Annotated in this window: 25 protein-coding genes and 1 pseudogene; 14 read left to right on the forward strand and 12 right to left on the reverse strand. The window is 72.8% G+C overall.

The genetic code is table 11. From position 1 onward, the window contains the following. On the forward strand, positions 1–2384 hold a 2384-nt coding region (locus K7854_RS28340), incomplete at its 5' end, for an ATP-binding protein (RefSeq protein ID WP_226029396.1). Here the strand turns inward: K7854_RS28340 and K7854_RS28345 are convergent. Further along, the gene (locus K7854_RS28345) at positions 2363–2824 is read right to left on the reverse strand and encodes an ATP-binding protein (protein ID WP_226029397.1); all 462 of its coding nucleotides are present in this window, start codon (positions 2822–2824) and stop codon (positions 2363–2365) included. The genes K7854_RS28340 and K7854_RS28345 overlap by 22 nt on opposite strands. 149 nt (positions 2825–2973) lie before the next feature. Here K7854_RS28345 and K7854_RS28350 point away from each other — a divergent pair, with 149 nt between their 5' ends. The 3 genes from K7854_RS28350 to K7854_RS28360 are packed head-to-tail and all read left to right on the forward strand — an operon-like array spanning position 2974 to position 4540. Next, positions 2974–3807, forward strand: coding sequence for a helix-turn-helix domain-containing protein (locus K7854_RS28350; RefSeq protein WP_226029398.1), 834 nt, complete (start codon positions 2974–2976; stop codon positions 3805–3807). Continuing rightward, positions 3804–4085: a DUF397 domain-containing protein gene (locus tag K7854_RS28355; protein WP_226029399.1), complete on the forward strand. Its 282-nt coding sequence runs from the start codon at positions 3804–3806 to the stop codon at positions 4083–4085. The genes K7854_RS28350 and K7854_RS28355 overlap by 4 nt, the downstream gene beginning before the upstream one ends. Next, a complete protein-coding gene (locus K7854_RS28360) occupies positions 4082–4540 on the forward strand; it encodes a PPOX class F420-dependent oxidoreductase (RefSeq protein ID WP_226029400.1) in 459 nt (152 codons plus the stop codon). The genes K7854_RS28355 and K7854_RS28360 overlap by 4 nt, the downstream gene beginning before the upstream one ends. A gap of 54 nt (positions 4541–4594) precedes the next feature. Here the strand turns inward: K7854_RS28360 and K7854_RS28365 are convergent, their stop codons facing one another. Next, positions 4595–6778, reverse strand: a complete 2184-nt coding sequence (locus tag K7854_RS28365) for an MMPL family transporter (protein ID WP_226029401.1) — start codon at positions 6776–6778, stop codon at positions 4595–4597. Positions 6779–6782: 4 nt separating this feature from the next. Then, complete coding sequence (locus K7854_RS28370; RefSeq protein ID WP_226029402.1) at positions 6783–6998, reverse strand: hypothetical protein; 216 nt, start codon at positions 6996–6998, stop codon at positions 6783–6785. Between the two features lie 181 nt (positions 6999–7179). Between K7854_RS28370 and K7854_RS28375 the strand changes: the two genes are divergently transcribed. Continuing rightward, positions 7180–8349: a sensor histidine kinase gene (locus tag K7854_RS28375; RefSeq protein ID WP_226029403.1), complete on the forward strand. Its 1170-nt coding sequence runs from the start codon at positions 7180–7182 to the stop codon at positions 8347–8349. Then, positions 8324–8994 (forward strand): annotated as a pseudogene (locus K7854_RS28380) (response regulator). The gene K7854_RS28375 and the pseudogene K7854_RS28380 overlap by 26 nt, the downstream one beginning before the upstream one ends. Positions 8995–8998: 4 nt before the next feature. On the opposite strand, the gene K7854_RS28385 reads toward K7854_RS28380, so the two are convergent. Both K7854_RS28385 and K7854_RS28390 read right to left on the reverse strand, forming a co-directional pair. Then, a complete protein-coding gene (locus K7854_RS28385) occupies positions 8999–9616 on the reverse strand; it encodes a TOPRIM nucleotidyl transferase/hydrolase domain-containing protein (protein WP_226029404.1) in 618 nt (205 codons plus the stop codon). 47 nt (positions 9617–9663) lie between these two features. Continuing rightward, positions 9664–11193, reverse strand: coding sequence for an IucA/IucC family protein (locus tag K7854_RS28390; protein ID WP_226029405.1), 1530 nt, complete (start codon positions 11191–11193; stop codon positions 9664–9666). Positions 11194–11320: 127 nt separating this feature from the next. Between K7854_RS28390 and K7854_RS28395 the strand changes: the two genes are divergently transcribed. The 3 genes from K7854_RS28395 to K7854_RS28405 all read left to right on the forward strand — a co-directional run bounded on the left by K7854_RS28395 (position 11321) and on the right by K7854_RS28405 (position 14981). Continuing rightward, entirely contained in the window at positions 11321–12847 is a 1527-nt protein-coding gene (locus K7854_RS28395; protein ID WP_226029406.1) for an IucA/IucC family protein, read from the forward strand. A 62-nt stretch (positions 12848–12909) separates the two neighbouring features. Next, positions 12910–14175, forward strand: coding sequence for a VWA domain-containing protein (locus tag K7854_RS28400; protein ID WP_226029407.1), 1266 nt, complete (start codon positions 12910–12912; stop codon positions 14173–14175). After that, positions 14175–14981, forward strand: coding sequence for a hypothetical protein (locus K7854_RS28405; RefSeq protein ID WP_226029408.1), 807 nt, complete (start codon positions 14175–14177; stop codon positions 14979–14981). Before K7854_RS28400 ends, K7854_RS28405 begins: the two co-directional genes overlap by 1 nt. An 85-nt stretch (positions 14982–15066) precedes the next feature. Here K7854_RS28405 and K7854_RS28410 read toward each other — a convergent pair whose 3' ends face one another. Further along, complete coding sequence (locus K7854_RS28410; RefSeq protein ID WP_226029409.1) at positions 15067–15723, reverse strand: winged helix-turn-helix transcriptional regulator; 657 nt, start codon at positions 15721–15723, stop codon at positions 15067–15069. Positions 15724–15810: 87 nt separating this feature from the next. On the opposite strand from K7854_RS28410, the gene K7854_RS28415 reads away from it, so the two are divergent. From K7854_RS28415 to K7854_RS28435, 5 genes are all read left to right on the forward strand, one after another. Next, complete coding sequence (locus K7854_RS28415) at positions 15811–17019, forward strand: pyridoxal phosphate-dependent aminotransferase (RefSeq protein ID WP_226029410.1); 1209 nt, start codon at positions 15811–15813, stop codon at positions 17017–17019. 125 nt (positions 17020–17144) lie between these two features. Continuing rightward, entirely contained in the window at positions 17145–17714 is a 570-nt protein-coding gene (locus K7854_RS28420) for a hypothetical protein (RefSeq protein WP_226029411.1), read from the forward strand. A gap of 59 nt (positions 17715–17773) precedes the next feature. Next, on the forward strand, positions 17774–18373 hold the full coding sequence (locus K7854_RS28425) for a histidine phosphatase family protein (RefSeq protein ID WP_226029412.1): 600 nt from the start codon (positions 17774–17776) through the stop codon (positions 18371–18373). A gap of 47 nt (positions 18374–18420) precedes the next feature. Next, positions 18421–19071, forward strand: coding sequence for a hypothetical protein (locus K7854_RS28430; protein WP_226029413.1), 651 nt, complete (start codon positions 18421–18423; stop codon positions 19069–19071). Positions 19072–19125: 54 nt separating this feature from the next. Next, the gene (locus K7854_RS28435; RefSeq protein WP_226029414.1) at positions 19126–19548 is read left to right on the forward strand and encodes an acyl-CoA thioesterase; all 423 of its coding nucleotides are present in this window, start codon (positions 19126–19128) and stop codon (positions 19546–19548) included. Between the two features lie 28 nt (positions 19549–19576). On the opposite strand, the gene K7854_RS28440 is transcribed toward K7854_RS28435, so the two are convergent. From K7854_RS28440 to uraD, 6 genes are all read right to left on the reverse strand, one after another. Then, positions 19577–20965, reverse strand: coding sequence for a nucleobase:cation symporter-2 family protein (locus tag K7854_RS28440; protein WP_226029415.1), 1389 nt, complete (start codon positions 20963–20965; stop codon positions 19577–19579). A 251-nt stretch (positions 20966–21216) separates the two neighbouring features. Further along, entirely contained in the window at positions 21217–22605 is a 1389-nt protein-coding gene (locus K7854_RS28445; RefSeq protein ID WP_226029416.1) for an 8-oxoguanine deaminase, read from the reverse strand. Between the two features lie 75 nt (positions 22606–22680). Continuing rightward, positions 22681–24099, reverse strand: a complete 1419-nt coding sequence (locus tag K7854_RS28450) for a nucleobase:cation symporter-2 family protein (RefSeq protein WP_226029417.1) — start codon at positions 24097–24099, stop codon at positions 22681–22683. A gap of 64 nt (positions 24100–24163) precedes the next feature. Next, positions 24164–25099, reverse strand: coding sequence for a factor-independent urate hydroxylase (pucL, locus tag K7854_RS28455; RefSeq protein ID WP_226029418.1), 936 nt, complete (start codon positions 25097–25099; stop codon positions 24164–24166). An 8-nt stretch (positions 25100–25107) separates the two neighbouring features. After that, positions 25108–25509, reverse strand: a complete 402-nt coding sequence (gene uraH / locus K7854_RS28460; RefSeq protein ID WP_226029419.1) for a hydroxyisourate hydrolase — start codon at positions 25507–25509, stop codon at positions 25108–25110. A gap of 2 nt (positions 25510–25511) precedes the next feature. Further along, on the reverse strand, positions 25512–26021 hold the full coding sequence (gene uraD, locus K7854_RS28465) for a 2-oxo-4-hydroxy-4-carboxy-5-ureidoimidazoline decarboxylase (protein ID WP_226029420.1): 510 nt from the start codon (positions 26019–26021) through the stop codon (positions 25512–25514). Between the last annotated feature and the right edge of the window lie 48 nt (positions 26022–26069).

Consider the following 26069-nt stretch of genomic DNA (forward strand, 5'->3'; position numbering starts at 1 on the left):
TGGCGCGCCGGGCCGCCTCGGCGGGCACCGCGGTGCTGTGGGGCAGCGGCCAGGAGGCGGAGGGCCACACGCCGTACGGGGCGTTCGCCGAAGCCCTCGACGGCTGGCTCGCCGGGCACGACGCGGGCGAGCGGGCCCGGGTCGGCGGCGAGTATCCCGAGCTGGCCGCGTTCCTGCCGTCGCTCGGACGGGTCGCCACCGGGTCGGAGCGCAGCCCGGAGGAGGAACGCGACCGGTTGTTCCGGGCGAGCACGATGTTCCTCGGCGACCTGGCCGTCCGCTGTCCGGTCCTCGTCGTCCTGGACGACCTGCACGCCGCCGACACCGGCTCGTTCCGCCTGCTCGGCCACCTCGCCCGGCGCGCCGGGGAACGCGGCACCGCCCTGCGGTTCCTGGTGACCTACCGCGAGGAGGAGGTGCCCGAGGGCGACACCCGCCGCTCGGTCGTCGCCTCCCTGCTGCGACAGCGGCTGGGCGCGCGGGAGGAAGTGGGGCGCCTCGACGAGGAGGCGTGCCTGACCGTGGTGCGGGACGCCGCGGGACACCGCCCGGACGATCCCGCCCGTGCCCGCCGCGTGTGGGAACTCTCCCTCGGTAATCCGCTGTTCGCCCTGGAACTGACCCGCGGCCTGAACGAGGGCGGCACCGACAACGATGTCACTCCCGAAGGCGTCCGGGAGCTGGTGACCGGCCGCCTGGTCCGGCTCGACCCCGACACCCGCCGCGTGGTCGAGGCGCTCTCCGTGGCCGGCGGGGAGACCGCCCTGACCGAACTCCTCGACGTCGCCGAACACGGCTTGCGCCCGCCGGTGTCCGGCGCCGCGGCGGCCGACGCCCTGGACCGGGCCATCTCGGCCTCGCTCCTCGAAGAACGCCAGGTCGTGGTCGCGGGGCGGCCCGAGGCCGGGGTCGCCTTCCGGCACCCACTGGTCCGGCTCACCTGCTACGAACAGCTGACCACGGTCCGCCGCAGGCAGCTGCACGCCGCCTACGCCCGGACGGTGGCCCGGCGCCGCCCCGACGCCGTCGACACCCTCGCCGCCCACTTCACCCGGGCCGACGACCCGCGGGCCGCCACCTACCTGCGCCGGGCGGCCGAGCGGGCCGCGGGGCTCTACGCCAACGACACCGCCGACCGCTACTACCGGGACCTGGTGGCCCGCCTGGACGTGGACGCGGCCCGCGCCCGGCTCGCCCACGCCCATGTCCTGCGCAGAATGGGCCATTTCGAGCAGGCGGCGGACACCCTGCGGCTCGCCCTCGCGGAGTTCGCGCGGCGCGGCGGCCACGACGACGCGGTCCTCGCCGCGGCGCTGCTCGCCGAGACCCTCGTCAAGACCAGCGCCCCCGACGCCGGCCGCCGCGTCCTCCGGGAGCATCCGGTCACCGCGGACACCGCACCGGAACCGGCCGCCTGCCACCACCTCGCCCGTTCCGTCGTCCGCTGCGTCCAGGGCAGGTACGCCGACGGCGCGGAAGCCGCCCGGCAGGCCCTGGACGCCGCCCGCGACGTGCCGGGGGCCCGGGGGCAGGGGCTGGCGGCCCGCGCCTTGGCGCTGAACGCGGCCAACCTCGGCCTCGCCGGCCGCTTCGACGAAGCCCGCGAGGCGGGCGACCGGGCGCTGGCACCGGCGGAGGCGTACGGCGAGCCGACGCTGCTCGGCTCGGTCCTGTCGACCGTCCGTGAGAACGCGCGCCGGTCCGGCCGGCTGCGTGAGGCCGTCGACATCGGCACCCGCGCCCTCGGCCTCGCCGAGCGGTCCGGTGACCCGACCGCCGCCGCCTTCGAACGGGCCAACCTCGCCGAACTCCATCTGCTGCTCCAAGAGCCCGGCCCCGCCCGTGCCCTCGCCGACCACGCGGTGTCGGGTGCCGAGCCGTACGACGCCTGGTGCCTCCCCTACGCGCTGGCCACCCAGGCCCGCGTGCGGGCCTTCGCCGGCGCGGCGACCGAGGCGAACGCCCTCCTGGACCGCGCCGAGGCGGTCGCCACCGCCCGGGGCGACCGGCAGGCCGAGCACGAGGTCCGCACGGCCCGCGCGGAACTCGCCCTGCACACCGGCCGGCCCGGGGACGCGCTGCGCGCCCTGGACGGCCACTTCGCCGACGCCCCCGTACTGGCGACCTGGGCCGAACTCCTCTCCGGGAACCGCTCCGCCGCGCTGCGTCTCGCCCGCGCGGAGGTGGCGCGGAGCCGCCGCACGGGCGAACGCCTCGCCGAGGTGGAGGCCCGGACCGCCCTCGGAGCCTGCTTGTGCCGCCTCGGCCGCGCACCGCAGGGCGACGCGGAACTGCGCCGGGCCGACTCCCTCGCGGCGGCCCTCCCGTACCCGGCCGGGACCCGCCGGGTGGCGTGGGCGCGTCAGATACTGAAGGGGGCTTGAGGGACGGCCCGCGGCAGCAGGTCCAGCTCCGCGCGGACCGTCTTGCCGACGGGTACGCGGTCGAACACGCACCATCGGTCCGCCAGCGCGTCCACGAGCAGCAGCCCGCGCCCGTGCTCGGCATCCGGGGCCGCCGTGACCGTGGGGCGGCGCTCCCCCCGGCTGTCGGACACGTCGATCCGCAGCGTGTACGCGTCCAGCCGCAGCAGCACCTCGATGTCCCGCCCCGGCACCCGCCCGTGCGTCACGGCGTTCGCCGCCAGCTCGGCGACGAGCAGCGCGGCCGTGTCGGACACCGGCGAGCCGTACGGGATGCCCCAGGCGTCCAGCCGGTGCAGGACGAGGTGGCGGGCCAGTCGTGCGCCGCGCGGAGTGGAGCTGAACCGCTGGGCGAACACACGCGCGGTGACCGGGAGTCGGGGGGCGGAAGCTGGTCTCATGCCGCCCATCCCACCTGCGGAGACGCCGTTCCACCAGATCAGCGACCGGTACGCACGGTGAGCGTACGGGTGCGGACGGTGGACAGTAGGAGTAACCGTCCGTGACCATGGGCCCGTTGAGTGGGCGTGACGGGTGGGAGGTGTCCCGGATGACGGACGGTACGTGCGGCGCGGGTGAACCGGAGGCGTCGGACAGCCTCAAGGCGTTCGGCGAGGTCGTCAAGGCGTTCCGCAAACGGGCGGGGCTGACCCAGGAGGAGTTCGCGCCACAAGTGCGGTACTCGGTGCCGACGGTGGCGTCCATCGAGCAGGGGCGACGGTTCCCTCCGGTGGACTTCGTGGAACGCGCGGAGGAAGTGCTTGACGCCTTCGGGGCGCTTCGAGGCGCGGCACGGCATCTGTCGCGGCAACCGGGGCTGGCGAGCTGGTTCCGGCAGTGGGCGCGGTTCGAGGCGGAGGCGGTGAGTCTGTACACGTATGAATGCCGGTTGATTCCGGGGCTGTTGCAGACGGAGGCGTACGCGCGCACGTTGTTCACGAACCAACTGCCGCCACTGAGTGACGACCAGATCGAGGCGCATTGGTTGGCCCGGGCGGAACGGCAACGGCTGCTCAAGGAGCGACCGAACACGGCGTTCAGCTTCATCTTGGAGGAGCATCTGTTCCTGCGGCGCACAGGCGGGGCGCAGACCACCCGGGCGTTGATCGACCACGTGCTGGGGCTGACGGAGCTACGGAACGTGGAGGTGCAGGTGATGCCGGTGGCGCGGAGCGCGCACGCAGGGATGGCCGGCCCGATGCAGCTCCTGGAGACACCAGAGGCACGCTGGTTCGCCTACAACGAGGGGCAGCGGGGAGGCATGTTCGTCTCCGAACGGAAAGAGGTCAGCGTCCTCCAGATGAGGTATGCCAGGATGCGGTCACAGGCCCTCTCCCTCGACGACTCCCTGGGCCTGTTGCAGCGGATGCGAGGAGCCTCATGAACACGACGGAACTGGCCTGGTTCAAAAGCTCGTACAGCAGCAGCGGCGACGGCGACTGCGTCGAGGTGGCCCTGGCCTGGCACAAGTCCAGTTACAGCAGCGGAGGCGACGGCGACTGCGTCGAGGTGGCCTCCTGCCCCGAGACCGTCCACGTCCGTGACTCGAAGGTGCGGCAGGGCGCCCAGCTCGCCGTCTCCCCGGTGGCCTGGGCCCGTTTCCTCAGCAGCACGTGCGTCCATGAAATGGCTGGGCAGCCGTGGACGTTGGCCAGGTCATGACCCAAAGACCAGCGCCTCGCCCCCTGTCCGACGAAGCCCTCTCCGCCCTGCTCGGCAAGCAGCAGTTCGGCACGCTCGCCACCGTCAAGCGCAGTGGCCACCCGCACCTGACCACCATGCTGTACAGCTGGGACTCCGAAGCCCGTACGGTGCGGTTCTCGACGACGGCCGACCGGGTCAAGATCGGGCATCTGCGGCGCAACCCGCGTGCGGCGCTGCATGTGCAGGGTGGCGACGTGTGGTCGTTCGCCGTCGCCGAAGGCGAGGCCGAGGTGTCCGAGAGCACGACCGCTCCCGGTGACGCCGTCGGGCGGGAACTGCTCGCGATGGTCCCGCAAGCCGCGAAGCCGGAGGACGAATCGGCGTTCCTGGAGCAACTGGTCGCCGAGCGCCGGGTGGTCATTCGGTTGAGGGTGGACCGCCTGTACGGCACGGCACTCGACATCGACGGCTGAGGACCGGCCGAGGGGCGCGGCCCGGCGACGGGCCGGGCCGCGCCGGGCCACGGGTCAGCGGGGCTCGGGGGCTTCGATGGACACCTTCGGCAGCTTTCGGGCCAGTGGTGCGGGCAGCCACCATGCCCACCTGCCGAGCATCTGCATCACGGCGGGAACGATCAGGCAGCGGATGACCACGGCGTCGAGGAGGATCGCGACGGCCAGGCCGAGCCCGAACTGCTGGAGCATGCGATCGGGGCTCAGGACGAACGCCCCGAAGACGAACATCATGATGCCGGCGGCCGCGGTGATGACCTTGCCGGTGGCAGCGAGTCCTTCCCGTACGGATTGCGCGGGATCCTTGGTACGCAGCCATTCTTCGTGGATGCGCGAGACGAGGAAGACCTCGTAGTCCATGGAGAGCCCGAAGACGATCGCGAAGATCAGAGCGGGGATGAACGCCTCGACGGGGCCGGGCTGGGCACCGAACCAGCCGTGCTGGAACACCAGGGTGATCACGCCCAGCGCGGCCGAGATGGACAGCAGGTTCAGGACGGCGGCCTTGACGGGGATCCAGATGGACCGGAAGACCAGCAGGAGCAGGATCGAGGAGACACCTACGACGACGGCGACGAACAGCGGCAACCGGTCGGCGAGGGTCTCGGAGACGTCCTGGGAGGCAGCGGTGGCACCACCGACCAGCACCTCGGCGCCGGTGGCGTGTTCCAGCGGTGGGGCCACGTCGTCGCGCAGGTGGTGGACGAGGTCCACGGTGCCGGTGGACTGCGGAGAGGTCGTCGGGTAGACGAATACGGTGGACAGGGCGCCGTCCTCGGAGGGCATCGCCGGGCTGGCCTCGGCGACGCCGTCGGTGGTGGCGAGCTGGGCCTGGACGGCCTGGCCCGCTTGCTGGTCGCCCTTGACCAGGACGATGAGCGGACCGTTGAAGCCGGGGCCGAAGCCTTCGGCGAGCAGGTCGTAGGCGTGCCGGGAGGTGGTGTCCTGCGCGTCGTTGCCGGAGTCGGCGAAGCCCAGGCGCATGCCCAGGGCCGGTGCGGACAGGGCCAGGAGTGCGATGACACCGACCAGCAGGGTCGGAACCGGGCGGCGCTGCACGGCACCCGCCATGGCCCGCCACCTGTTGCCTTCGGTCATGCCCTTCTTCGCGGCCCTGGCCCGCTGTTTGAGGACGTGCCGCTGGATGCGGTCGCCGAACAGGGCGAGAAGGGCGGGCAGCAGGACGAGGGAGGCGGCGATCGTGACCAGGACGGTGACGGCCACCGCAAGGGCGATGCCCTGCAGGGAGCCGAACCCGAGGGCGACCAGGCCGAGGAGGGCGACGATGACGGTGCAGCCGGCGAAGAAGACCGTGCGCCCGGCGGAGCCCAGGGCCTTGCGGCCCGCCTCGTCGGGCTCGGCTCCCGCCAGGAGTTCGTGGCGGTAGCGGTAGAAGATCAGGAGGGCGTAGTCGACCCCGACGCCGAGCCCGATGAGCAGGAGGATGGGCGGGGTGAAGTCGGCGACGGTGAAGATGTGCGAGGCCAGGGCGATCAGGCCGATGGCGCCGCCGACCGCGAACAGCGCGGTGATCAGAGGCAGCGATGCCGCCAGGAGCGAACCGAACAGCAGCACCAGGATGACCAGGGCGGCCACGATCCCGGTCAGTTCCGCGGTCGGGGGCGCCTGGTCCTCGGCGTTGCGCGCGGCCTCTCCGCCGACCTCGACCTGGAGGTCGTCGGTAGCGATGTGCTGGGCGACGTCGAGGATCTCGGCGACGTCCTCCTTGGGGACCTCCTCGACCTTGCCGTCCAGGGTGACGGAGGCGTAGGCGATCGTGCCGTCCTCGGAGACCGCCGAAGCGTCGGCGAAGGGGCTGCGCACATCCGCGACCCCGGCCATCTGCCTCACCTCGGCCAGCATCGGCTCGACGCGGTCCTTGGCACCCTGGACGCCCGCGATGTCCTTGAAGACGATCTGGATGCTGTCGCCCGCCTGGTCACTGCCGTGCTGCTCGAACAGGTCGGTGGCCCGCTGGGAGTCCGTGCCCGGCAGCGTGAAGTCGTTCTTGTACGCGGAGCCGACCGCGGTCGAACCCAGCGTGATGGCGGCCACGACCGCCACCCACAGGACGAGGGCCGCCCAGCGGTGGCGCTGCGCCCAGCCGGCCAGGGCGCCGAACCGGCCGTGGGATGCGGACGTGTCGGCTCCCGACGGGGGCGGGGCGAGGGGCGCGGCGGAGCCGCGAGGGGAAGACATGGACCTACCTCGGGTCGGAGCGGGTGTTGCCTGGAGTCACCGCCGCGCCCACCGCCGCTCCGGCGAGCGCGGGTACACCGACTACGAGTCCGGCGAACAGACCGGTGACCGTGATCGAGAGCGTTCCGGCAGCGGTGACCAGCAGGATTCCGGCCGCGGCACCCACGAGCGCACCGACGACGGCGGCGCTGAAACGGGTGGGGGCGATGGACGACGACATGCCTTCGATCCTGCTGGCCGCACCGGCCGCGGGCGTCGGCCCCCGGCTGACAGTCCATGGCGGGGGACGTACTCCCGCTGGTGTACGTCCCCCGCCGGCGCGTACTCCTCCAGCACGCACCCCGAGCCCAAAAGGGAACATAATCCACCAGGTCGTGGCGTGCTCCGGGCAGTATGGAGCAGTGCCGCACCTCGACGTCTCCCGCCTCCGCCTGCCCACCGGGCCGCGTGCCGACCTGGCGCTCGCCGGAGTCGTCCTGGCCCTGGCAGGCGTGGCCGAGGGGCAGCGCCTCGGCGCGGACTGGGCCGCGAGCCCTTCGGTGATCGGCTCCTGGACACTGGCCGCGACGGTGTGCGCGGTACTGCCGCTGCGCCGCCGCCACCCGGCGGCGGTCGGCTGGTGCACGGTCCTCGGCACCGGCGCCTACTACCTGCTGAGCACCGTCGACGGCCCACTCGTGGTCATCCCGATCGCGGCCCTGTACACGCTGGCGGCCCGGGGACGGATCCGGACGTCGGTCGCCATGGCCGCGGTCATGGTGATCGGCGTGGGCGTGGGAGCGCTGGTCGGCACCGGGGACGTCACCGGCACGGCAGTGTTCATGCTGACGGGCTGGCTGGTGGCGGTGGTGGCGCTGGGCGCGATGCGCCACGACCGGCTCGCCTACGCCGAGGCGCAGGCCAGGGGGCGCGCCACCCAGGAGCGCCTGCGCATCGCCCGCGAACTGCACGACGTCGTCGGCCACACCATGTCGGTGATCCACGTGCAGGCGTCCGCCACCCTGCACCGGCTGCCGAAGAACCCCGGGCTGGCCGAGGAAGCTCTGACCGCGATCAAGCAGAGCAGCAAGGACGGCCTGCGAGAACTCCGCGCCACGCTGGGCGTGCTGCGCCAGGTCGACGAAGAGGCACCCACCACGCCCGCACCCGGGTTGTCCGGGATCGACGAGCTGATCTCCACGGCGGCGCGGGCCGGCCTGGAGGTCCGCCTCGAACGCGCGGGAGCCGACGCCCCACTGCCGGCCGCGGTGGACCTCGCCGCCTATCGCATCGTGCAGGAGTCACTGACCAACGCCGTCCGGCACAGCGGCGCCCGGCACGTCGTCGTCGGCCTCCACCACGACCGACGGGCCCTGGTCCTCTCGGTCACCGACGACGGGCCGGGACCGGCCCGCGCGGGGCACGGCAGCGGCATCGCGGGCATGGCCGAACGGGCACGCGCCCTTGGCGGCACCCTGAGCGCCGAACCCGGGCGCTCCGGCGGTTTCACCGTCCGGGCCCGACTACCGTTTCCGGACCACCACGAGCCGATCGGCGGAGCAGCTCATGATCAGGATCCTGCTGGCGGATGACCAGCGCCTCGTGCGCGCGGGGATCCGCGGCATCCTCGACGACGAGGACGACCTGCACGTCGTCGCCGAAGCCGCCGACGGGCGCGCCGCCGTCGCCGCGTGTCGCGAACTGCGGCCGACGTGGTGCTGATGGACATCCGCATGCCCGGCATGGACGGCCTCGAAGCCGCCCGCCGCATCACCGCCGACGAGCACCTGGCAGCGGTGAAGGTGGTGATGCTCACCACCTTCGACCTCGACGAGTACGTGTACGGAGCCTTACGCTTCGGCGCCTCGGGCTTCCTGGTCAAGGACACCGAACCGGCCGAACTGCTGCACGCGGTCCGGGTCGCCGCGCGCGGTGACGCGCTCATCAGCCCCTCGATCACCCGTCGGCTGATCGCCGAGTTCGCCGACCGTCCGGACCGCGTCCGTCCGCCCGACCAGCGGCTCGACGCCCTGACCGACCGCGAACGTGAGGTCATGCGGTTGATCGCCGCCGGCCACACCAATGGCGAAATCGCCGCCCGGCTGGTGGTCTCCCCACTGACCGCGAAGACCCACGTCAGCCGGATCATGGCCAAGCTCGGTGCCCGCGACAGATCCCAGGTCGTGGTCATGGCCTACGAGTACCGCATGGTCAGCCCCGGCTGGCTGACGGACTGAACGGTCACAGTCCCGCGAGGAGTCCCGCCAGCGGGGCCGGTGGCGGGGCGCCGTCCAGCGCCTGCACCAGGAGGCTGCCGTAGCGGATCTTGCGGCCCTTCCTGGTGCTGAGGAAGCGGCGCAGCTGCTGCTGACGGGTGCGGCCGTGCTGGGCGGGCTGGGACAGGAAGGTCTGCCAGGGGCGGAGTTCGTCCTCGGAGCGTATGACCTCCTCGACCCGCTCCGGGCCCAGCGCCCGGATCATCTCGTCCTCCAGGTCGGCCACGCAGACGTGGAAGTCGCGCACGGCGCCCGCGCGCTGCCAGCCCCGGTCGTAGAAGGGCTCCTCGCGGGCGTCGCAGAGGCCGGTCAGGCGCAGGCCGAGGCCGGGCGGGCCGAGCAGTCCGGCGTAGCGGCCGACGCTCATCGCGCCGCCCATCGACACCACGGCCACGCCCTCGGCGGTCAGGTCACGGCCTTCGCGGGCCGCCAGGGCCTCGACGGCGGCGAGGTCGCTGGGGCCCTCCAGCAGCACCGCCGTCCGCAGGCCGAGGTCCGCCGCCAGCTGTGCCGCCGTGTCTCCGGCGCCGCCCGCCGCCGCCCAGCGGGCCAGCTCGTCCCGGAACGCGTCCATGTCCGCCATGCGGTGAGTGTGCCCCACCTCGGGGCGGCACGGCACGGGATTTCCGCTCAGGCCCCGCGCAGCGGGTTGGGCAGCGGCCGGTAGCGGGCGTCGGCGCCGTCCGCGCCGGTCCAGCGCAGCAGGAGGTTGGTCTTGGCGGGGAGGGCGGGGGCGGTGAGCAGGGCCGGGATCTCGGGGAGGTCGTGGCGGGACAGTTCGCGGCGGACGGCGGGCCAGGGGGCGAGGCCCGGGTGGTGTTCGGTGAGGGCCGCGGCGATTTCGTACAGGTGGTTGACGACCAGGCAGTAGACCAGGCGCTCCCAGCCGGCCGCCCGCGGGGTGTCCGGCAGGAGTTTGACGCCCTCCGCGTCCCGGAAGAGGGCCTGCACCGGCAGGCCGGCCTCGTCCACGGCGATCAGGGTGTTCTGCAGGTGCGCCTCCAGGACGACGCCGTCGTCGGCGAAGGCGGTCAGGACGGGCGGCACGACGGCGGCGAGGTATGCCTCCCACCAGGCCGCCGGGTCCGCGGTGGCGGTCAGCGGGCTGCCCGGGAAGCCCTCCACGAGCGCGGCGGCCAGCAGCGGGGTCGCGCCCGGCAGCAGGTGGTCCCGCAGGCCGTCGCGGACGACGACGGCCAGCTCCTCGAAGGCGAAGTCCGCGGTGCGGTGGCCGCGGTCGCCGAGCCAGGCGGCGGGGGGCCCGACGGAGGCGAAGGCCTCGCTGACCGCGGTGTCGGTGCGGCGCAGGCGCATCAGGTCGTGGCGCCACAGGCGGCGGATGTCGTTGGTGACCCGCACGTCGAGGCTGAACTTCAGGAACAGGTCCTGTCCGGGCAGGTACTCGGGCGCGTACACCGTACGGATCGCGGCCGTGGGCCAGGCGAAGAAGCCGGTCGTGCCCACCCGGACGAGCCTGCCGTCGGCGAAGGCGGGGGCCAGGGCCGGTGCCGTCAGCTCCAGCTGCCAGGGGTGGGCGGGCAGCAGGCGGTAGCCGGGCGGGGCCTTGCCGAGGGCGTCCAGGGCGGCGGTGTCCCCCTCGTCGACGACGGTGTCCTCGCGCACGGCGAGCAGGGTGAGCGGGAAGCGGGCGTGCGCCTCGGGCGCGTACGGCAGCCACCCGGCGTGCGGGCCGCCGCCGCGCGCCTTGGGGGCGGGGTGGTGGGTGTGGCCGGTGAGCAGGGCCTGTTCGGAGCGCAGGTACGGGTCCGCGGGTGGGGTGGCACGCGCGCGTGCCGTCAGCAGCGCGGCCACCGCGTCCCGGCTGTCGGTCATCTCGGTGGGCAGTTCGTGGTTGGGCACACCGGTGTGCCGGCGCAGCGCCTCGGCGACGAGCTTCACCAGTTCGGCGTGGTCGACGCGGTGCCACCCGTCCGCCGTGCGGACCTCAGGTTCGGCGGGCCGGCGGCCCTGGCGCACCCGCAGCAGTCTGCCGCCGGGCAGCCGGTACACGGGGCGGGCGCCGGGGCCCGGCAGCGGTTCGGCCACCTCGCGCAGCAGGCAGTTCAGCAGCGGTACGGCCGCGTGGGCGTCGGCGCGGCGGGCCACGTCGTCCCGGGAGTCGGCGCCGGTGGGCGGGGGCAGGAGATCCACGCGTTCCACTCGTTCCCTACGGTCGGTCCATGGCGGTGCGGACGGAGACGATCAGTATGTCTCTCGTGGTGGCCCTCGTCGGCCCTTCGCCGTGACGCCGTACCCGTCCGCCCGCCCGCACCCGAGGAGCCAGATCGTGCATCGTCCCCCCAGCGCAGCGACCGCGGTCGCCGACGAGGTGGCGGCCGTCCGTCCCGCTCTGGCCGCCCGGTTCACGGCCGAGCGGCCCGGGGCCCGTGCGGCCGTGCTGTCCCGCCTGTGGCGTGCCCTCGCCTTCGAACCGCTGCCGTGGATCGAGGGCCGGGAGCGCTCCGGGGACGGACTCCTCCTGCGGCTGCGGGACGGCCGCCGGCTGACCGGTCCGGCCGCCGACCCGTACCGCACGGACGCGTACGCCCCGGTGGTACGGCTGGACGAGGTCGCCTACGACGACCCGGAGCGGCTGATGACCGACCTCGCCGTACCGCACGCGGCCTCCTTCGCCGCCGAACTCGGGCACAGCGCGGCGTCCTTGGCGCTGTCGCGCGCGACGCAGCCCCCGGCGGTGCGGGAGGGGGCGCCGGAGAATCACCCGGACGAGTGGCCGGACAGCGACTGGGGCTGGGAACGGCGGGTGGTCGACGGGCATCCGTACCACCCGGGCTGCCGTGCGCGACCGGGTTTCTCGGTGGCGGAGCAGCTGGCGTACGGGCCCGAGCACGGGCCGGTGGTGGAGCTGGGGCTCATGCCGGTCCCGGCGGCGGAGTGCCTGGTGGCGGGGGTGTGGCCGCGGGAGCTGCGGGACGGGGCGCGGGTGCTGGTCCCGGTGCATCCGTGGCAGGCGGCGCACGTGCTCAAGCAGTCGTGCGAGGCCGGACCGGCCGCGCGTCCGCTGATGTCCCTGCGGACCCTCGCGGTGCCCGGCTCGATGCACGTCAAGACCGCGCTGAGCGCCCGGCTGACCTCCTCGGTGCGGGACATCTCGGTGGCCTCGGTCGCCGCGTCGGCGGACCTGTCCGCGTTCGGGGAGCGGCTGGCGGCGCGCCTGGACGGCCTGCTCCACGTGACCCGCACGCCGGGCGCGGCCACCGCCCACTCCTCCGACCTGGCCGCCGTGCTGCGCGAGTCGCCCCGGGTCTACGCCTCGGCGGGCGAGCACGTCGTGCCGGTGGCCGCGCTGGCGACCACCGGACTGCCGCGCTCGCCCGCGTGGCTCGCCGCCTTCGCCCGGCTCGCGCTCACCGTCGGGCTGCGCGCGCTGGAGCTGGGCGTGGCCCTGGAGGCCCACGGTCAGAACCTGCTGGCCGTGCTGTCCCCGACGGGCGACCCGGTGCGCCTGGTCTACCGCGACTTGGCGGACATCCGCGTCTCCCCGGCCCGACTGGCCCGGCACGGGATCGCCGCCCCCGGCCTGCCCGCCCGGATCCTGACCGACGAACCGGCCGCCCTGCGCCGTAAGTTGTTCGGTTCGCTGGTGGGGGGCGCGCTGGCGGCGACGGCCGGTTCGGGCCCTGCGCTGCGCGCGGCCCTGGAGGCGGCGGTGCCCGAACTGCCCCGCACGGCGGACACGGTGTCCCTGTGCGAGGAGCCGCTGCCGGTGAAGGCGCTGACGGTGATGCGGACTTCACCGGGGAGCACGGGTGATCTGTGGACGGAGCTGCCCAATCCGCTGCGGTGGAGGTGAAGTCGGGGCAACGGCGCGGTCTCGTTTTGGAGCCCGGCGGCACTGATCAATAGGATCCGCCGATGATCACAAGAACACGGCTGGCGGCGGGTGCCTGTGCCCTGCTCGCCGCGCTGGCGGCCGGGTTGGCGTTCCCGGCCGGGGCGAGCGCCGGTGAACCCACGGGTGAGGACGCGCCGAAGGTCGACCTCGTGCTCGACGTCAGCGGTTCGATGCGGACGCGGGACATCGACGGCGGTACGCGCATGGCCGCGGCGAAGCAGGCGTTCAACGAGGTGCTCGACGCGACGCCGGAAGAGGTGCAGCTGGGCATCCGGACGCTCGGCGCGGACTACCCGGGCGACGACCGCAAGACCGGCTGCAAGGACACCGCGCAGCTCTACCCGGTCGGCCCGCTGGACCGCACCGAGGCGAAGACGGCGGTGGCGACCCTTTCGCCGACCGGCTGGACGCCGATCGGGCCCGCGCTGCTGAAGGCGGCCGACGACCTCGACGGCGGCGCGGGCTCCAAGCGGATCGTGCTGATCAGCGACGGCGAGGACACCTGCGCCCCGCTGGACCCGTGCGAGGTGGCCCGCGAGATCGCCGCCAAGGGCATCGGGCTGACCATCGACACGCTGGGCCTGGTCCCGAACACCAAGATGCGGCAGCAGCTCAGCTGCATCGCCGAGGCGACCGGCGGCACCTACACCTCCGTCGAGCACACCGACGAACTGACCGACAAGGTCAACCAGTTGGTGGACCGGGCGGCCGACCCGGTGGTGACGCCGGTGGCCACCGAGGGCGCGGACGCGTGCGCGAAGGCTCCGACGCTCAAGTCGGGGCTGTACACCGACCGCGAGGAGTTCGGTCAGCAGCGCTGGTACCGGGTGGACGTGGCGCCCGGCCAGGAGCTGCGCGCCTCCGTGAGCGTGGGCGCCGACCGGGCCGTGAACCCCTCCTACGGGGTGCTGCTGCGGGCGGTGACCGCGCACGGCCGGGAGATCGTGCGCGGCGAGGCGGCGGGCGACGGCCGTACCGACGTGCTCTCGACGGGCCTGCGCTACCCGAAGGCGGTCAGCGACGAGGACGACGCCCCGGCCGAGGCCGTGTGCCTCCAGGTGACCAACTCCTTCTCCGTCGCCTCCGGTGTGAAGACCACGCCCGGTCTGCCGCTGGAGCTGACCGTCGACGTCGTGGACGGTCCGGGCGACTCCGACGACGTGGCGGCCTTCGGCCTCGGGCGCGGCTGGTGGCTGCTCGGCCTGCTGGTGCTGGTCGGCTTCATCGCCGGTCTGCTGTGGGGCTGGCTCTCGCGCTGGCGGTTCGCGATCTGGAGGACCAACTGATGCGACTCACCCGAGCGTTGAGCGCGGCCGTGCTGCTGCTCGGCCTCGCCGCGGCTCCCGCGGCGGCCGACTCCTCACCCTCCGCGAGCCCGTCCGGGGACGGTGACGCGCCGACCACGGCGGGCACGTCCTTCCGCACGGCGACCGAGTTCGAGCAGGGGCAGGTGGCCACGGCCAACGGTGCCGCGGGCGACTACCTGTACTGGTCGTTCCCGGCCGACGCCGAACAGCGTCCCACCGTGAAGGCCACGGTGAAGCTGCCCGAGACGCACGCAGCCCAGACCTGGCGGGTCGACGTGTACGACGGACTGCGCCGCCGCCAGGCGTGCCAGTGGGGCGCCCAGGCCCGCACCGCCGACGCGGGCACCTCCGCCGTGGAGCTGGCCTGCGTCCTGCGCACCGTGCGCGCCTGGACCGAGCCGTGGGCCAACGACCCGCTGCCGGGCACCTACTACGTCCGGCTGACGGCGGTGAACGTGCCGACCTCCGATCTCGGCGTACCGGTCTCCGCCGAGGTCCGGGTGGACTCCAAGGACATCGGCGGCGCCGCGGCGGTGGACGGTTCGCTGGCCGAGCCGCTGGTGCCGGGCATCGCGGTGACGTCCGGTGCCGGCCAGGGCGACGAGGACGACAAGAGCGCCGTACTGTCCGCGATCGAGCCGGAGGACGGCTGGTCGTCGGGCTGGTGGTCGGACCGCTGGGTGTGGAGCGGGATCGGGGCCGTGCTGGCCGCGCTCGCGGGCATCGGCGGTTACGCGCTGACCCGCGGCTCGGGACGGCCGTCCCGGGTGCCGCCCGGCGCCTGACCCGCCATCAGGAGGCCCGCCCCGGCGGGCCTCCTGTCGTTTCGGCCCCCGTTCGTCCCTCCCGCGGCATCCGCAGCACCTTGGCTCATCCCTCCCGCAGCGCCTTGGCCGCGGGGCCGTCGCCGGTCACCCGGACCCGGCCGCCCCGCACCGCCTCCGGCAGGCCGATCTCGCCCCGGCCCAGGGCCACGCACGTCGCGGCGTCCAGCACGAGCCGGGCGTCGGGCTCCCCGGGCGCGGCCCCCTCGCCGTACACGGGCCCCTCCGCCGAATCCGCCGCCGCGTCGGCGTGCAGGTGGAAGTCGCCCTCCTCCAGCCGGACTTCCACGAGTCCCTGGGCCGCCCCGGCCTCCCGCAGGGCCCGCAGCAGCGGCAGCGCGAACCAGTGCGCCCGTACGGCGTCCGTGGGCCGCCGCTCGCCCAGCTCCCCGGCGCCCCACGCGCCGAGCGCCTCCAGGACGGGCAGCAGGCCGCGTCCCCGCGCGGTGAGTTCGTAGACGTAGGCCGCACCCGGCGGGGGCAGCCGGCGCCTGGTCGCCAGCCCGTCGCGCTCCATGTCCTTGAGCCGCGAGGCGAGTACGTCCGTGCTGACGCCGGGCAGGTCGGCGTGCAGGTCGGTGTAGCGCCGCGGACCGGCGAGCAGCTCGCGGACGATCAGCAGGGTCCAGCGGTCGCCGACGGCGTCGAGCGCGCGGGCGGCGGAACAGTACTGGTCGTAGCTGCGGCGAGGACGAGGTGACATGCGACGCAGTGTAGACAAGTTGTTGGACTTTCCAAGCTGCTACTTGGTAAAACCAAGCAACACCAGATTCCGGAGGGGAAGCCGCGCATGGAGTTCCGGCAGTCGAACAAGCTCAGCGAGGTCTGTTACGAGATCCGCGGCCCGGTCATCGAGCACGCCAACGCGCTGGAGGAGGCGGGCCACAGCGTCCTGCGCCTCAACACCGGCAACCCGGCCCTCTTCGGCTTCGAGGCGCCCGAGGAGATCGTCCAGGACATGATCCGCATGCTGCCGCGGGCGCACGGCTACACGGACTCGCGCGGCATCCTCTCCGCCCGCCGGGCCGTCGCCCAGCGCTACCAGGCCCTCGGCCTGGAGGTGGACGTGGACGACGTCTACCTGGGCAACGGAGTGTCCGAGCTGATCTCCATGGCCGTGCAGGCCCTCCTGGAGGACGGCGACGAGGTCCTGATCCCCGCCCCCGACTTCCCCCTCTGGACGGCGGTGACCACCCTCGCGGGCGGCAGGGCGGTGCACTACCTCTGCGACGAGCAGGCGGAGTGGTACCCGGACCTGGCCGACATGGAGGCGAAGATCACCGACCGCACCAAGGCGGTCGTCATCATCAACCCCAACAACCCCACCGGCGCGGTCTACCCCAAGGAGATCGTCGAGGGCATCCTCGACCTCGCCCGCCGGCACGGCCTGATGGTCCTCGCCGACGAGATCTACGACCAGATCCTGTACGACGACGCCGTGCACCACTCGGCCGCGTCCCTCGCCCCCGACCTGGTGGTGCTGACCTTCTGCGGCCTGTCCAAGACGTACCGAGTGGCGGGCTTCCGCTCCGGCTGGCTGGTGGTCACCGGGCCGAAGCAGCACGCCAAGGACTACCTGGAGGGCCTGACCATGCTGGCCTCCATGCGCCTGTGCGCCAACGCCCCCGCCCAGTACGCCATCCAGGCCGCGCTCGGCGGCCGCCAGTCCATCCGCGAGCTGACGGCCCCCGGCGGACGGCTGCACGAACAGCGGGACGTGGCCTGGGAGAAGCTCAACGAGATCCCCGGCGTCTCGTGCGTGAAGCCCAAGGGCGCGCTGTACGCCTTCCCGCGCATCGACCCGGCCGTCCACAAGATCCACGACGACGAGCGCTTCGTCCTCGACCTGCTGCTCAGGGAGAAGATCCAGGTGGTGCAGGGGACCGGTTTCAACTGGCCTTCCCCCGACCACTTCCGCATCCTGACCCTGCCCCACGCGGAGGACCTGGAGGCGGCGATCGGCCGCATCGGACGCTTCCTGAGCGGCTATCGGCAGTAAGGACGCCTCCCGGCACACGCGGCGGCCGGGACCACGCGAAACGGCGCACACGTTTTCGATCTCGGTGGCAGACTGCCCGGACCGACAGGAGTGATCGATCCTGTAGTACCCCATGGAGGCAGCAGGTGGCAGTGCCCAGACCCAGCCTGACGACAGCGTGCGTCGTGATCATGATGCTGTCGATCGCGAGTTGCGGCGGGAGCGACGGCGACACGGGAGCCGCCGCCGCGAAGCCGGCCGCAAGCAGCGCGTCGGCCGCCCCCGCCTCCCCGGCCGGCCACCAGGGCGAGGCAGCCGGCAAGTCGCTGAAGCAGGTGGAGAGCGACCTCCGCTTCGCCACGGCTCCGCACGGCGATCTGCACGTCCAGGAGCGTCCGCCCGGCGCCTGCACCCTGCACGCCACCGTGCCGACCGCGAAGGTCCTCGGCAACACGGCGATGACGGAGGTCGTCGCGCGGCTGCGCTCGCACGGCTGGACGCCGAACGGTCCGGTCGAACAGGTGTCCGACAATGAGGACGACGGCAACCTCACCCGCGTCACGTCCGGCGACTGGGACGTCACGCTGGGGGCGGCTCCCATGCCCCCGGAACTCAAGGAGGCATACGCTCCGGATCAGGGCGCGATCGTCATCGGTGCCCTCTCGCCCTGCAAGGGCTCTTCCAGCGCGCTGCCCAGCCCTACCGCCCGACCCTGACCGGCAGGTCGGAGGCCGGACTCGCCGCCCGGGGGCACGTGGCCCGTAACCTGAAACCCATGGGTGATCTTTTTCTGGTCCGGCACGGTGAGACCGAGTGGTCGCGGTCCGGGCGGCACACCGGGCTGACGGACGTCCCGCTGACCGAGAAGGGGCGGGAGCAGGCACGGAGTCTGGTGCCGTTGATCCGGTCGCACCGCATCGGGGCGGCCTTCGTCAGCCCCTTCCAGCGGGCCCGGGAGACGGCCGAGCTGATCGGCCTGCACGAGGTGCGCATCGAGCCGGACCTGCACGAGTGGGACTACGGCGGCTACGAGGGGATCACGACCGTCGAGATCCACCGGGCCCGTCCGGACTGGTTCCTGTTCACGGACGGGGTGGCGCCCGGACCGCCGGACCACCCCGGAGAGACGCCCGAGCAGGTGGGCGAGCGGGCCGACCGGGTGCTGGCCACGGTGGAGGCCGCGTTCGCCAACACCGAGGGGTGTGTGGTGCTGGTGGCGCACGGACACTTCCTGCGCGTGCTGACCGCCCGGCACCTAGGCCTCCCCGCGTCGCACGGGGCGCTGTTCCAGCTGGGCACGGGCACGCTGTGCCGGCTGGGCACGGAGCACGGGCGGCCGGTGATCGCGGCCTGGAATGTCAGACCCCCGTCGTAGTCTTCGAAGGCGTCACCGGTGAGCCGACGAGAGAAGGGGGGCGCGCCGTGGCCCTGTCGCCCACCGCCGCACAGCGGCGGGTCATCGACGCCGCCGATCCCGCCACCGGGCGGCTGAAGGGTACGCCGGCCCAGCTCGCGGCGCTGGTGAAGCGCGGGCTCGCCTTCCGGCATCCGCGCCCGCCGCACGATCACTTCCTCACCCCGGCCGGGCACCGGATACGGGAGGCGGCCGACGCCCCGGAAGCGGTGACGAGGTCACCCGAGGCGCGCGCCGCACCGGACACCGGGGGTGTGTTCGCCGCGCGGGTGGGCGGGGAAGAGGCCGCCCCGGGCGACACAGGGCCCGCACGACTGCGGGAGGTGCGCGGCGCCTGGCAGGGGCTCCTGGAACTGCGCCGGATGACGCATCCCGACGGGAGCACCGACCGGCCGTGCGCGTGGGAGCGGTCGCATCTCGTGCGGGCCGCCGCGCTGGCCCTGGAGGCGGCCGGACACCGCCCGGCCGGACCGGGCGGCGACGACGGATACCGGGTGCGCGCGACCCCGCAGCCCGAGGCGGTCGCGGTGTACGAGCCCGACGGCGCCGCGTTGCGGGCCTGCGCGGCGACGCTGGAGCGGGCGGGCTGGCAGGCCGGGGAGCACACCGAGCCGCGCACCCGGGTCCGTTATCTGCTGGCCTCCCCGCGGAAGGTGTGACAGCCGCATGTCAGGATCGGTCCGTCCGTCCATGTGCGAAGAGAGGCAGCAGCGGTGAGCGAGCCGTTTTCCGTCCCCGTGACCGTCCGCGGGTACGAGACCGACACCCAGGGCCACCTGAACCAGTCCGTGTATCTCAACTACGCCGAGCACGCCCGCTGGTCGATGCTCCAGGCGGCCGGGATCCGGCAGGCGGACCTGGTCGCTCGCGGGGTCGGGCCGGTGGCCCTGGAGACCACCATCCGGTTCCGCCGGGAGCTGCTCGCCGGGGACGAGGTCACGGTGTCCTGTGCGTTCGAGTGGGGCGAGGGCAAGACCTTCCGGATCCGGCAGCTCGTCACCAAGACGGACGGCACGGTCGCCGCCGAGGTCGAGGCCGTCGGCGGGCTGATGGACCTGAAGCAGCGCAGGCTGGTGCCCGACCCGGCGCGGCGCTTCAAGGAACTGGCGGCGGAGCCGGGCCTGTTCGGACTGTAGACCCGGTTCCGCCGCCCCGTCCCCGGCGTCACTTCATCGCCGCCTCCCGGGAGGCCTCGCTGATCTCGTCGCCCGCCTCCATCGGGTGGGTGACGTCCTCCGCGTCCCGTTCCCGGCCGCCGATGTGGTTGAAGACCAGGTTGAGCAGCACGGCGGCCACGCAGCCGGTCGAGATGCCCGAGTCGAGGATGATCCGCGCGTTCTCCGGGAACGAGTGGTAGAACTCCGGGGCCGCGATCGGGATGATGCCGACGGCCAGCGAGACCGCCACGATCAGGACGTTGTTGTCCTTGTCCAGGCTCGCCCGGACCAGGGTCTGGATGCCGCTGGCCGCGACCGAGCCGAAGAGGACCACGCCGGCCCCGCCCAGGACCGGGCGCGGGACGACGGCGATGAGCGAGGCCGCCATCGGGCACAGGCCCATCAGGACCAGGAAGCCGCCGCCGACCGCGACGACGTAGCGGCTGCGGATCTTGGTCATCGCGACCAGGCCGATGTTCTGGGCGAAGGCGCTGCACATGAAGCCGTTGAAGACGGGGCTGAGGGCGGAGCCCAGGGTGTCGGCGCGCAGGCCGGCCGCGATGGTCTTCTCGTCCGCCGGGCGGTCCACGATCTCGCCGAGGGCGAGCATGTCGGCCGTGGACTCGGTCATCGACACCACCATCACCACGCACATGGAGATGATCGCGGCGATCTGGAACTGCGGGGCGCCGAAGTGGAACGGGGTCGGGAAGCCGACGACGTCCGCGTCCGCGACCGGACCGAAGTCCGTGACGCCGAAGGGGATGGCGACGAGGGTGCCCGCGATCAGGCCGAGCAGCACCGCGATCTGCTTGACGAAGCCGCGGGTGAAGCGGCGCAGCAGCAGGACGATGACGAGGGTGATGGCGGCCAGGCCCAGGTTGGTCGCCGAGCCGTAGTCGTCCGCCGTGGGGCTCGGGCCCTGTGCCCAGCCGAAGGCGACCGGCAGCAGGGATATGCCTATCAGCGTGATGACGGTGCCGGTGACGACCGGCGGGAAGAAGCGGATCGCCTTGCTGAAGAAGGGGGCGGCGACGAAGCCGAGCAGTCCGGCGACGATGACCGCGCCGAAGATGATCGGCAGCGCGTCGGACTTGTCGTCGGTGGAGGCGACCACCGCGGTCATCGGGGCGACACCGGCGAAGGTGACGCCGTTGACGAAGGGCAGCCGGGCGCCGATCTTCCAGAAGCCCAGCGTCTGGAGGAAGGTCGCCAGTCCCGCGGTGAACAGGCAGGCGCCGGTGAGGAAGGTCAGCTCGCCGGCGCTCAGGCCGATGGCCGCGCCGACTATCAGGGGCGGGGCCACGACCCCGGCGTACATGGCGGCCACGTGTTGCAGGCCGGTCGTCGCCATCTTCAGTGGCGGGAGTTTCTCGTCAACAGGGTGGTCGGCCACGGCGGCGTTCCTCCGGTCGTTTACACGTCGGCTCTGACGTGGGTGTCAGGGAGGTGGTGCAGGTGGTGGTCGTGCGGGACCGGGACGGACCGTTCGGGGGAACGGGCGACCGCTCCGGGGTGTGCGCGCAGGGGCGCACGCCCCGGAGTGGGCCACCGTGGACCCCGCTCGGGTCCACGGTTACCGGCCGGGAGCCGTCCCTCCCGGCCGGAGATCAAGTGGTGTTCTGTTGTACGGGTGTTGCGCGGGCTTCAGTCCTGGGCGGCGATCCGTGCCAGGCGCCGTGCCTGGTTGCGGGTGGAGCGGGCGACGGCGTCCTCGTCGACCGTGAGCAGCCTGCCGTCCTCGACGATCTGCCGTCCGTTGACGAACGACGCCGTGACCGGGGCGGGGGCGCCGAACACCAGGGCGGTCACCGGGTCGGCGATCGAGGAGTGGGCGAGGGTGTCCATGCGCCACAGCACCAGGTCGGCGAGCTTGCCCGGCTCCAGGGAGCCGGTCTCGGCGGACCTGCCGAGGACCCGGGCGCCGCCGTGGGTGCCCAGGCGCAGTGCCTTGCGGGCGTCCAGCGCGGCCTCGCGGTGCGGGCCGAGGCGGTTGATCAGCAGGGCGCCTCGCAGTTCGGTGTGGAGTTCGCCGGACTCGTTGGAGGCGGTGCCGTCGACGCCGAGGCCGACCGGGACGCCGGCGGCGAGCAGGTCGGGGACCCGGGCGATGCCCGCGGCCAGGCGGGCGTTGGAGGACGGGCAGTGGGCGACGCCGGTGCCGGTGCGGGCGAAGGCGGCGATGTCGGAGTCGTTCATGTGGACGCAGTGCGCCATCCACACGTCCTCGCCGAGCCAGCCGGTGGACTCGAAGTAGTCGGTGGGCCCCATGCCGAACAGCTCGTGGCAGAACTTCTCCTCCTCCACGGTCTCCGAGCCGTGGGTGTGCAGCCGCACCCCGAGCCGGCGGGCCAGGTCGGCGCTGTGCCGCATCAGTTCGGTGGAGACGGAGAAGGGTGAGCAGGGCGCGACGGCGACCTGGGTCATCGCGTCGAAGGCGGGGTCGTGGTGCTCCCGGACGGTGGCCTCGGTGGCGGCCAGCGCGTCGTCCAGGCTCTCCACCGCGAAGTCCGGCGGCAGCCCGCCGTCGGACTCTCCGCGGTCCATGGAGCCGCGGGCGAGGGTGAGGCGGACGCCCATGTCGCGCGCGGCGCGGACGATCGCGCCGGACAGGTCGCCGGCGCCGCGCGGGTGGATGTAGTGGTGGTCGGCGGCGGTGGTGACGCCGCCGCGGGCCATCATGGCGAGGGAGCCCTGGGCCGCCGCGTACGCCATCGGCTCGTCGAGGCGCGCCCAGGTCGGGTAGAGGGCGACCAGCCAGTCGAACAGCTTGTGGTCGGTGGCCAGGCCCCGGGTGAGCCACTGGTAGAAGTGGTGGTGGGTGTTGACCAGTCCGGGGGTGGCCAGGTGTCCGGTCGCGTCGATCCGGCGCACGACGTTCTCCAGGCCCTCGGGTGCCCCGCCCGCGCCGACGGACTCGATGCGGTGGCCGGCGAGCACGAGGTGCCCGGAGGCGTACTCGGTGTCGCCCGCGTCCACGGTGGCGATCGCACAGTTCTCGATGACCGTGCGTCCGGTCGCCGCTGATGCTGCCATGCTGCTTCTTCCTTGCCTTTCGGTGGGGCCCGTGGGCGGGGAGTGGAGTACCCACGGGGAGGGCACGGCAGGACCCTAGGAGGATTTGAGTGCCGGAACCGGTGGGCGGCTCCGGGTGCCGAGGTGGTGGAAGAACAGGTTGAGGGCGACCGCCACGATCGCTCCGGCGCTGATGCCGGAGCCCAGCACGGTCTGGGCCCAGGCGGGGAACTCGGCGTAGAAGGTCGGCGCCGCCAGCGGGATGATGCCCGCGCCGAGCGCCACGGCGACCAGGATGATGTTGGAGCTGTCGTCGAGTCCGGCCTCGGAGAGCGTACGGATGCCGCTGACGGCGATGGAGCCGAAGAGCACGATGCCCGCACCGCCCAGGACCGGCATCGGGACCAGGGAGACGACCGCGCCGAGGACCGGGAAGGCGCCGAGGACGAGCAGGGTGGCGCCGGCGACGGCGACGACGTAGCGGCTGCGTACCCGGGTGAGCGAGACGACACCGACGTTCTGCGCGAAGGCGGAGGTGGGGAAGCCGCCGAAGACGGGTCCGACCAGGGTGGCGAGGCCGTCGGTGCGCAGGCCGCGGGTGATGACCTTGGCGTCGGCGCGGCGGTCGCAGATCTCGCCGAGGGCGAGCATGCCGGCGCTGGACTCGGTCATCAGGACCAGCATCACGATGCACAGCGACAGGATGGCCGCGGGCTGGAACTCGGGGGCGCCGAAGGCGAAGGGGGTGGGCAGCGCGGCGACGGGCGCGGAGTCGAGGGCGCTGAAGTCGGCCATGCCGAAGGGGATGGCGACCAGGGTGCCGACCAACAGTCCCAGGAGCAGGGCGACCTGCTTGACGAAGCCCTTGCCGAAGCGCTGGACGACGAGGATGACCGCGAGGGTGAAGGCGGCGAGCGCGAGGTTGCGCATCGAGCCGAAGTCGGCGGCGGTCTTGTCGCCGCCCTGGGCCCAGCCCACCGGGACCGGCATCAGCGTGACGCCGATGAGGGTGATGACGACCCCCGTGACCAGGGGCGGGAAGAAGCGCAGCAGTCGGCCGAAGAACGGGCCGACGGCGAGGCAGAAGACGCCGGCGACCATCACCGCGCCGTAGACGGCGGGGAGTTGGCTGCCCTTGGCGTTGGTCTCGACGATGGCGAGGATGGGCGCGATACCGGCCGAGGAGGCGGCGTTGACGAAGGGCAGGCGGTTGCCGACGAAGCCCTTGACGCCGAGGGTCTGGAGCAGCGTGGCGACGCCCGCGATCAGCAGCGAGGCCGCGATCAGCCGGGTGCGGCCCTCGATGTCGAGGCCGCAGGCCTGGCCGATGATGAGCGGAGGTGTGACGACGCCCGCGTACATGGCGGCGATGTGCTGAAGCGCGGCGGGGACGAGCCGCGAGGGGTGGAGCTTCTCGTCCACCGGGTGCACGGACGTGACGGCGTCCTCGGTGTGCTCCGGTGATGACGGGGTGGAACTTGAGCCTTTCGCCGGCTCCGTTGCAGGCTGTGCCATGGTGTTCCCTCCGGTGTGACGCGCCGCCGGCCCGGGCGGCCGGGCCGGCGGCGCGCGTCCCGCGTCAGAGGTTGGTCATGTCGACCGGGATCAGTTGCTCGGCGCCGTCGCGCAGGATGGTGGCCTCGATCAGGCCGTAGGGGCGGTCGGCGGCGTAGTAGACGGCGCCGTCCTTGGCCTCGTTGTCGATCCCGAAGGGCGACAGGTCCGAGCGGAAGTGGTGCTTGTTGGGCATCGAGAAGCGGATCTCGTCGACCTCGTCGCGCGAGTTCAGTACCCGCACACCCATCTCGAAGAGGGTCTGCTGGAGCGAGTACGAGTAGGTCTCGGCGAAGGCCTGGAGCGCGTGCTTGCGCACCCCGTTGTACGAGCGGTCCCAGTCCGGGGCGTGCGAGTCGACGCCGTCCCAGTTGTGCCGCCACCAGGTGGAGACGGTGGTGGCCAGGATGCGGTCGTAGTCCTCCTGGAGGGTGGTGTACTTGTCCTTCAGGTAGCCGAAGAACTCGGAGTTGGTCGAGTTCAGGACGGTGAGGTCCTTGAAGCCGGACAGCACCTGGATGCCGTGGCCGTCGTAGGTGATCTGGGCGACGCGGGTCTCCTGGCCCTTGCGGACGAAGGAGTGGGCGATCTCCTCGGAGCCGACGAAGCGGGCGCCGCCCTTGGAGGTCTCGATCCGCTCCCAGCCGTACTCCTCGATGCGGATGCGGGCCCGGTGAATCGGCTCGTTGTTGTCCACGAAGTGGCGGGCGAGCTTGACGCCGAGGTCCTCGGCGCTCTCGATCCCGTGCTCCTTGGCGAAGGCGAACACCGTGTTCTTGGTGGTGTCGGTCGGCAGGACGTTGGCGTTGGAACCGCTGCGGTGGACCTCCTCCATGTCGCCGGACAGGGCGACGGAGACGTTCAGGTCCTTGATGTGGTGCGTGTCGCCGTCACGCGTGATCTTGACGACTCGGTTCTCGGCCTTGCCGTACTGGTTCTGTCCCAGGACGAAACGGGTCATGGTGTCGGTCAGCTCCCTCGGTAAACGGAGTAGCCGAACGGGTTGAGCAGCAGCGGAACGTGGTAGTGCTCGCCGGGCACCACCGCGAAGGTGATGGTGACCTCGGGGAAGAACACCGGCCGGCCGTTCTCGCTGTCCCGGAGCGCGGGGGCGTCCTGCTGGGCCGCGGCTTGTTTCTTGGCGAAGTACGTCTCGGTGTCGAAGTCGAGCCGTACGTGGGTGGTGCCCTCCGGCAGGGCCGGGAGGTCCTTGCACCGGCCGTCGGCGTCGGTCGCGGAGCCGCCGAGTGCCTGCCAGTCCGCGTCCGCCCCCGAGCGGGCGGCGAGCCGGACGGCGACGCCCTCGGCGGGGCGGCCGACGCTGGTGTCCAGGATGTGCGTGGACACGGAGGCGGTGGTGCTGGTGCTCATGGTCAGGCGTCCTGTTCGACGAGTCGGGTCAGGCGGATGCGGTTGATCTTCCCCAGTTCGGTGCGGACGATCTCCCGCTCCTGCTCGGGCGAGTTGCCGATCCGTTCCTTGACGGCGTCGCGCATCTGCTCGCCGGTCCGGCCGGTGGCGCAGATGAGGAAGACGTGGCCGAACTTCTCCTGGTAGGCCAGGTTCAGTTCGAGCATCTCCGCCTTGAGGTCCTCGCCGGCGCCGGCCATGCCCGCCTGTTCGCGGGACGAGGTCGGATCGCCCGGCTTGGGGCGGCCGATCGGCGGGTGCCCGGCCATCGCCTCGGCGAGGTCCTCGGCGCTCAGCTCGGCCATGGCGGCGTCGCTTGCGGCGTACAGGTCCTCGACGGTGGCGAAGGGGCGGGCGGCGAGCAGGTGCCGGGCCCACGCCGTGGCGGCGCACACCTCGTGGAGTTCGGCGCGTGCCGAGGACTCCCCGAGCGTGTTGAAGCGGGCCAGGCCCGACGCGGAAGTGGACGTCACGGGAGCCTCCGTGGCCTTGTGCTGAGCGGGCGTGCCGATAGCTAACGC

It is taken from the genome of Streptomyces hyderabadensis (assembly GCF_020404845.1).
GTDB lineage: Bacteria > Actinomycetota > Actinomycetes > Streptomycetales > Streptomycetaceae > Streptomyces > Streptomyces hyderabadensis.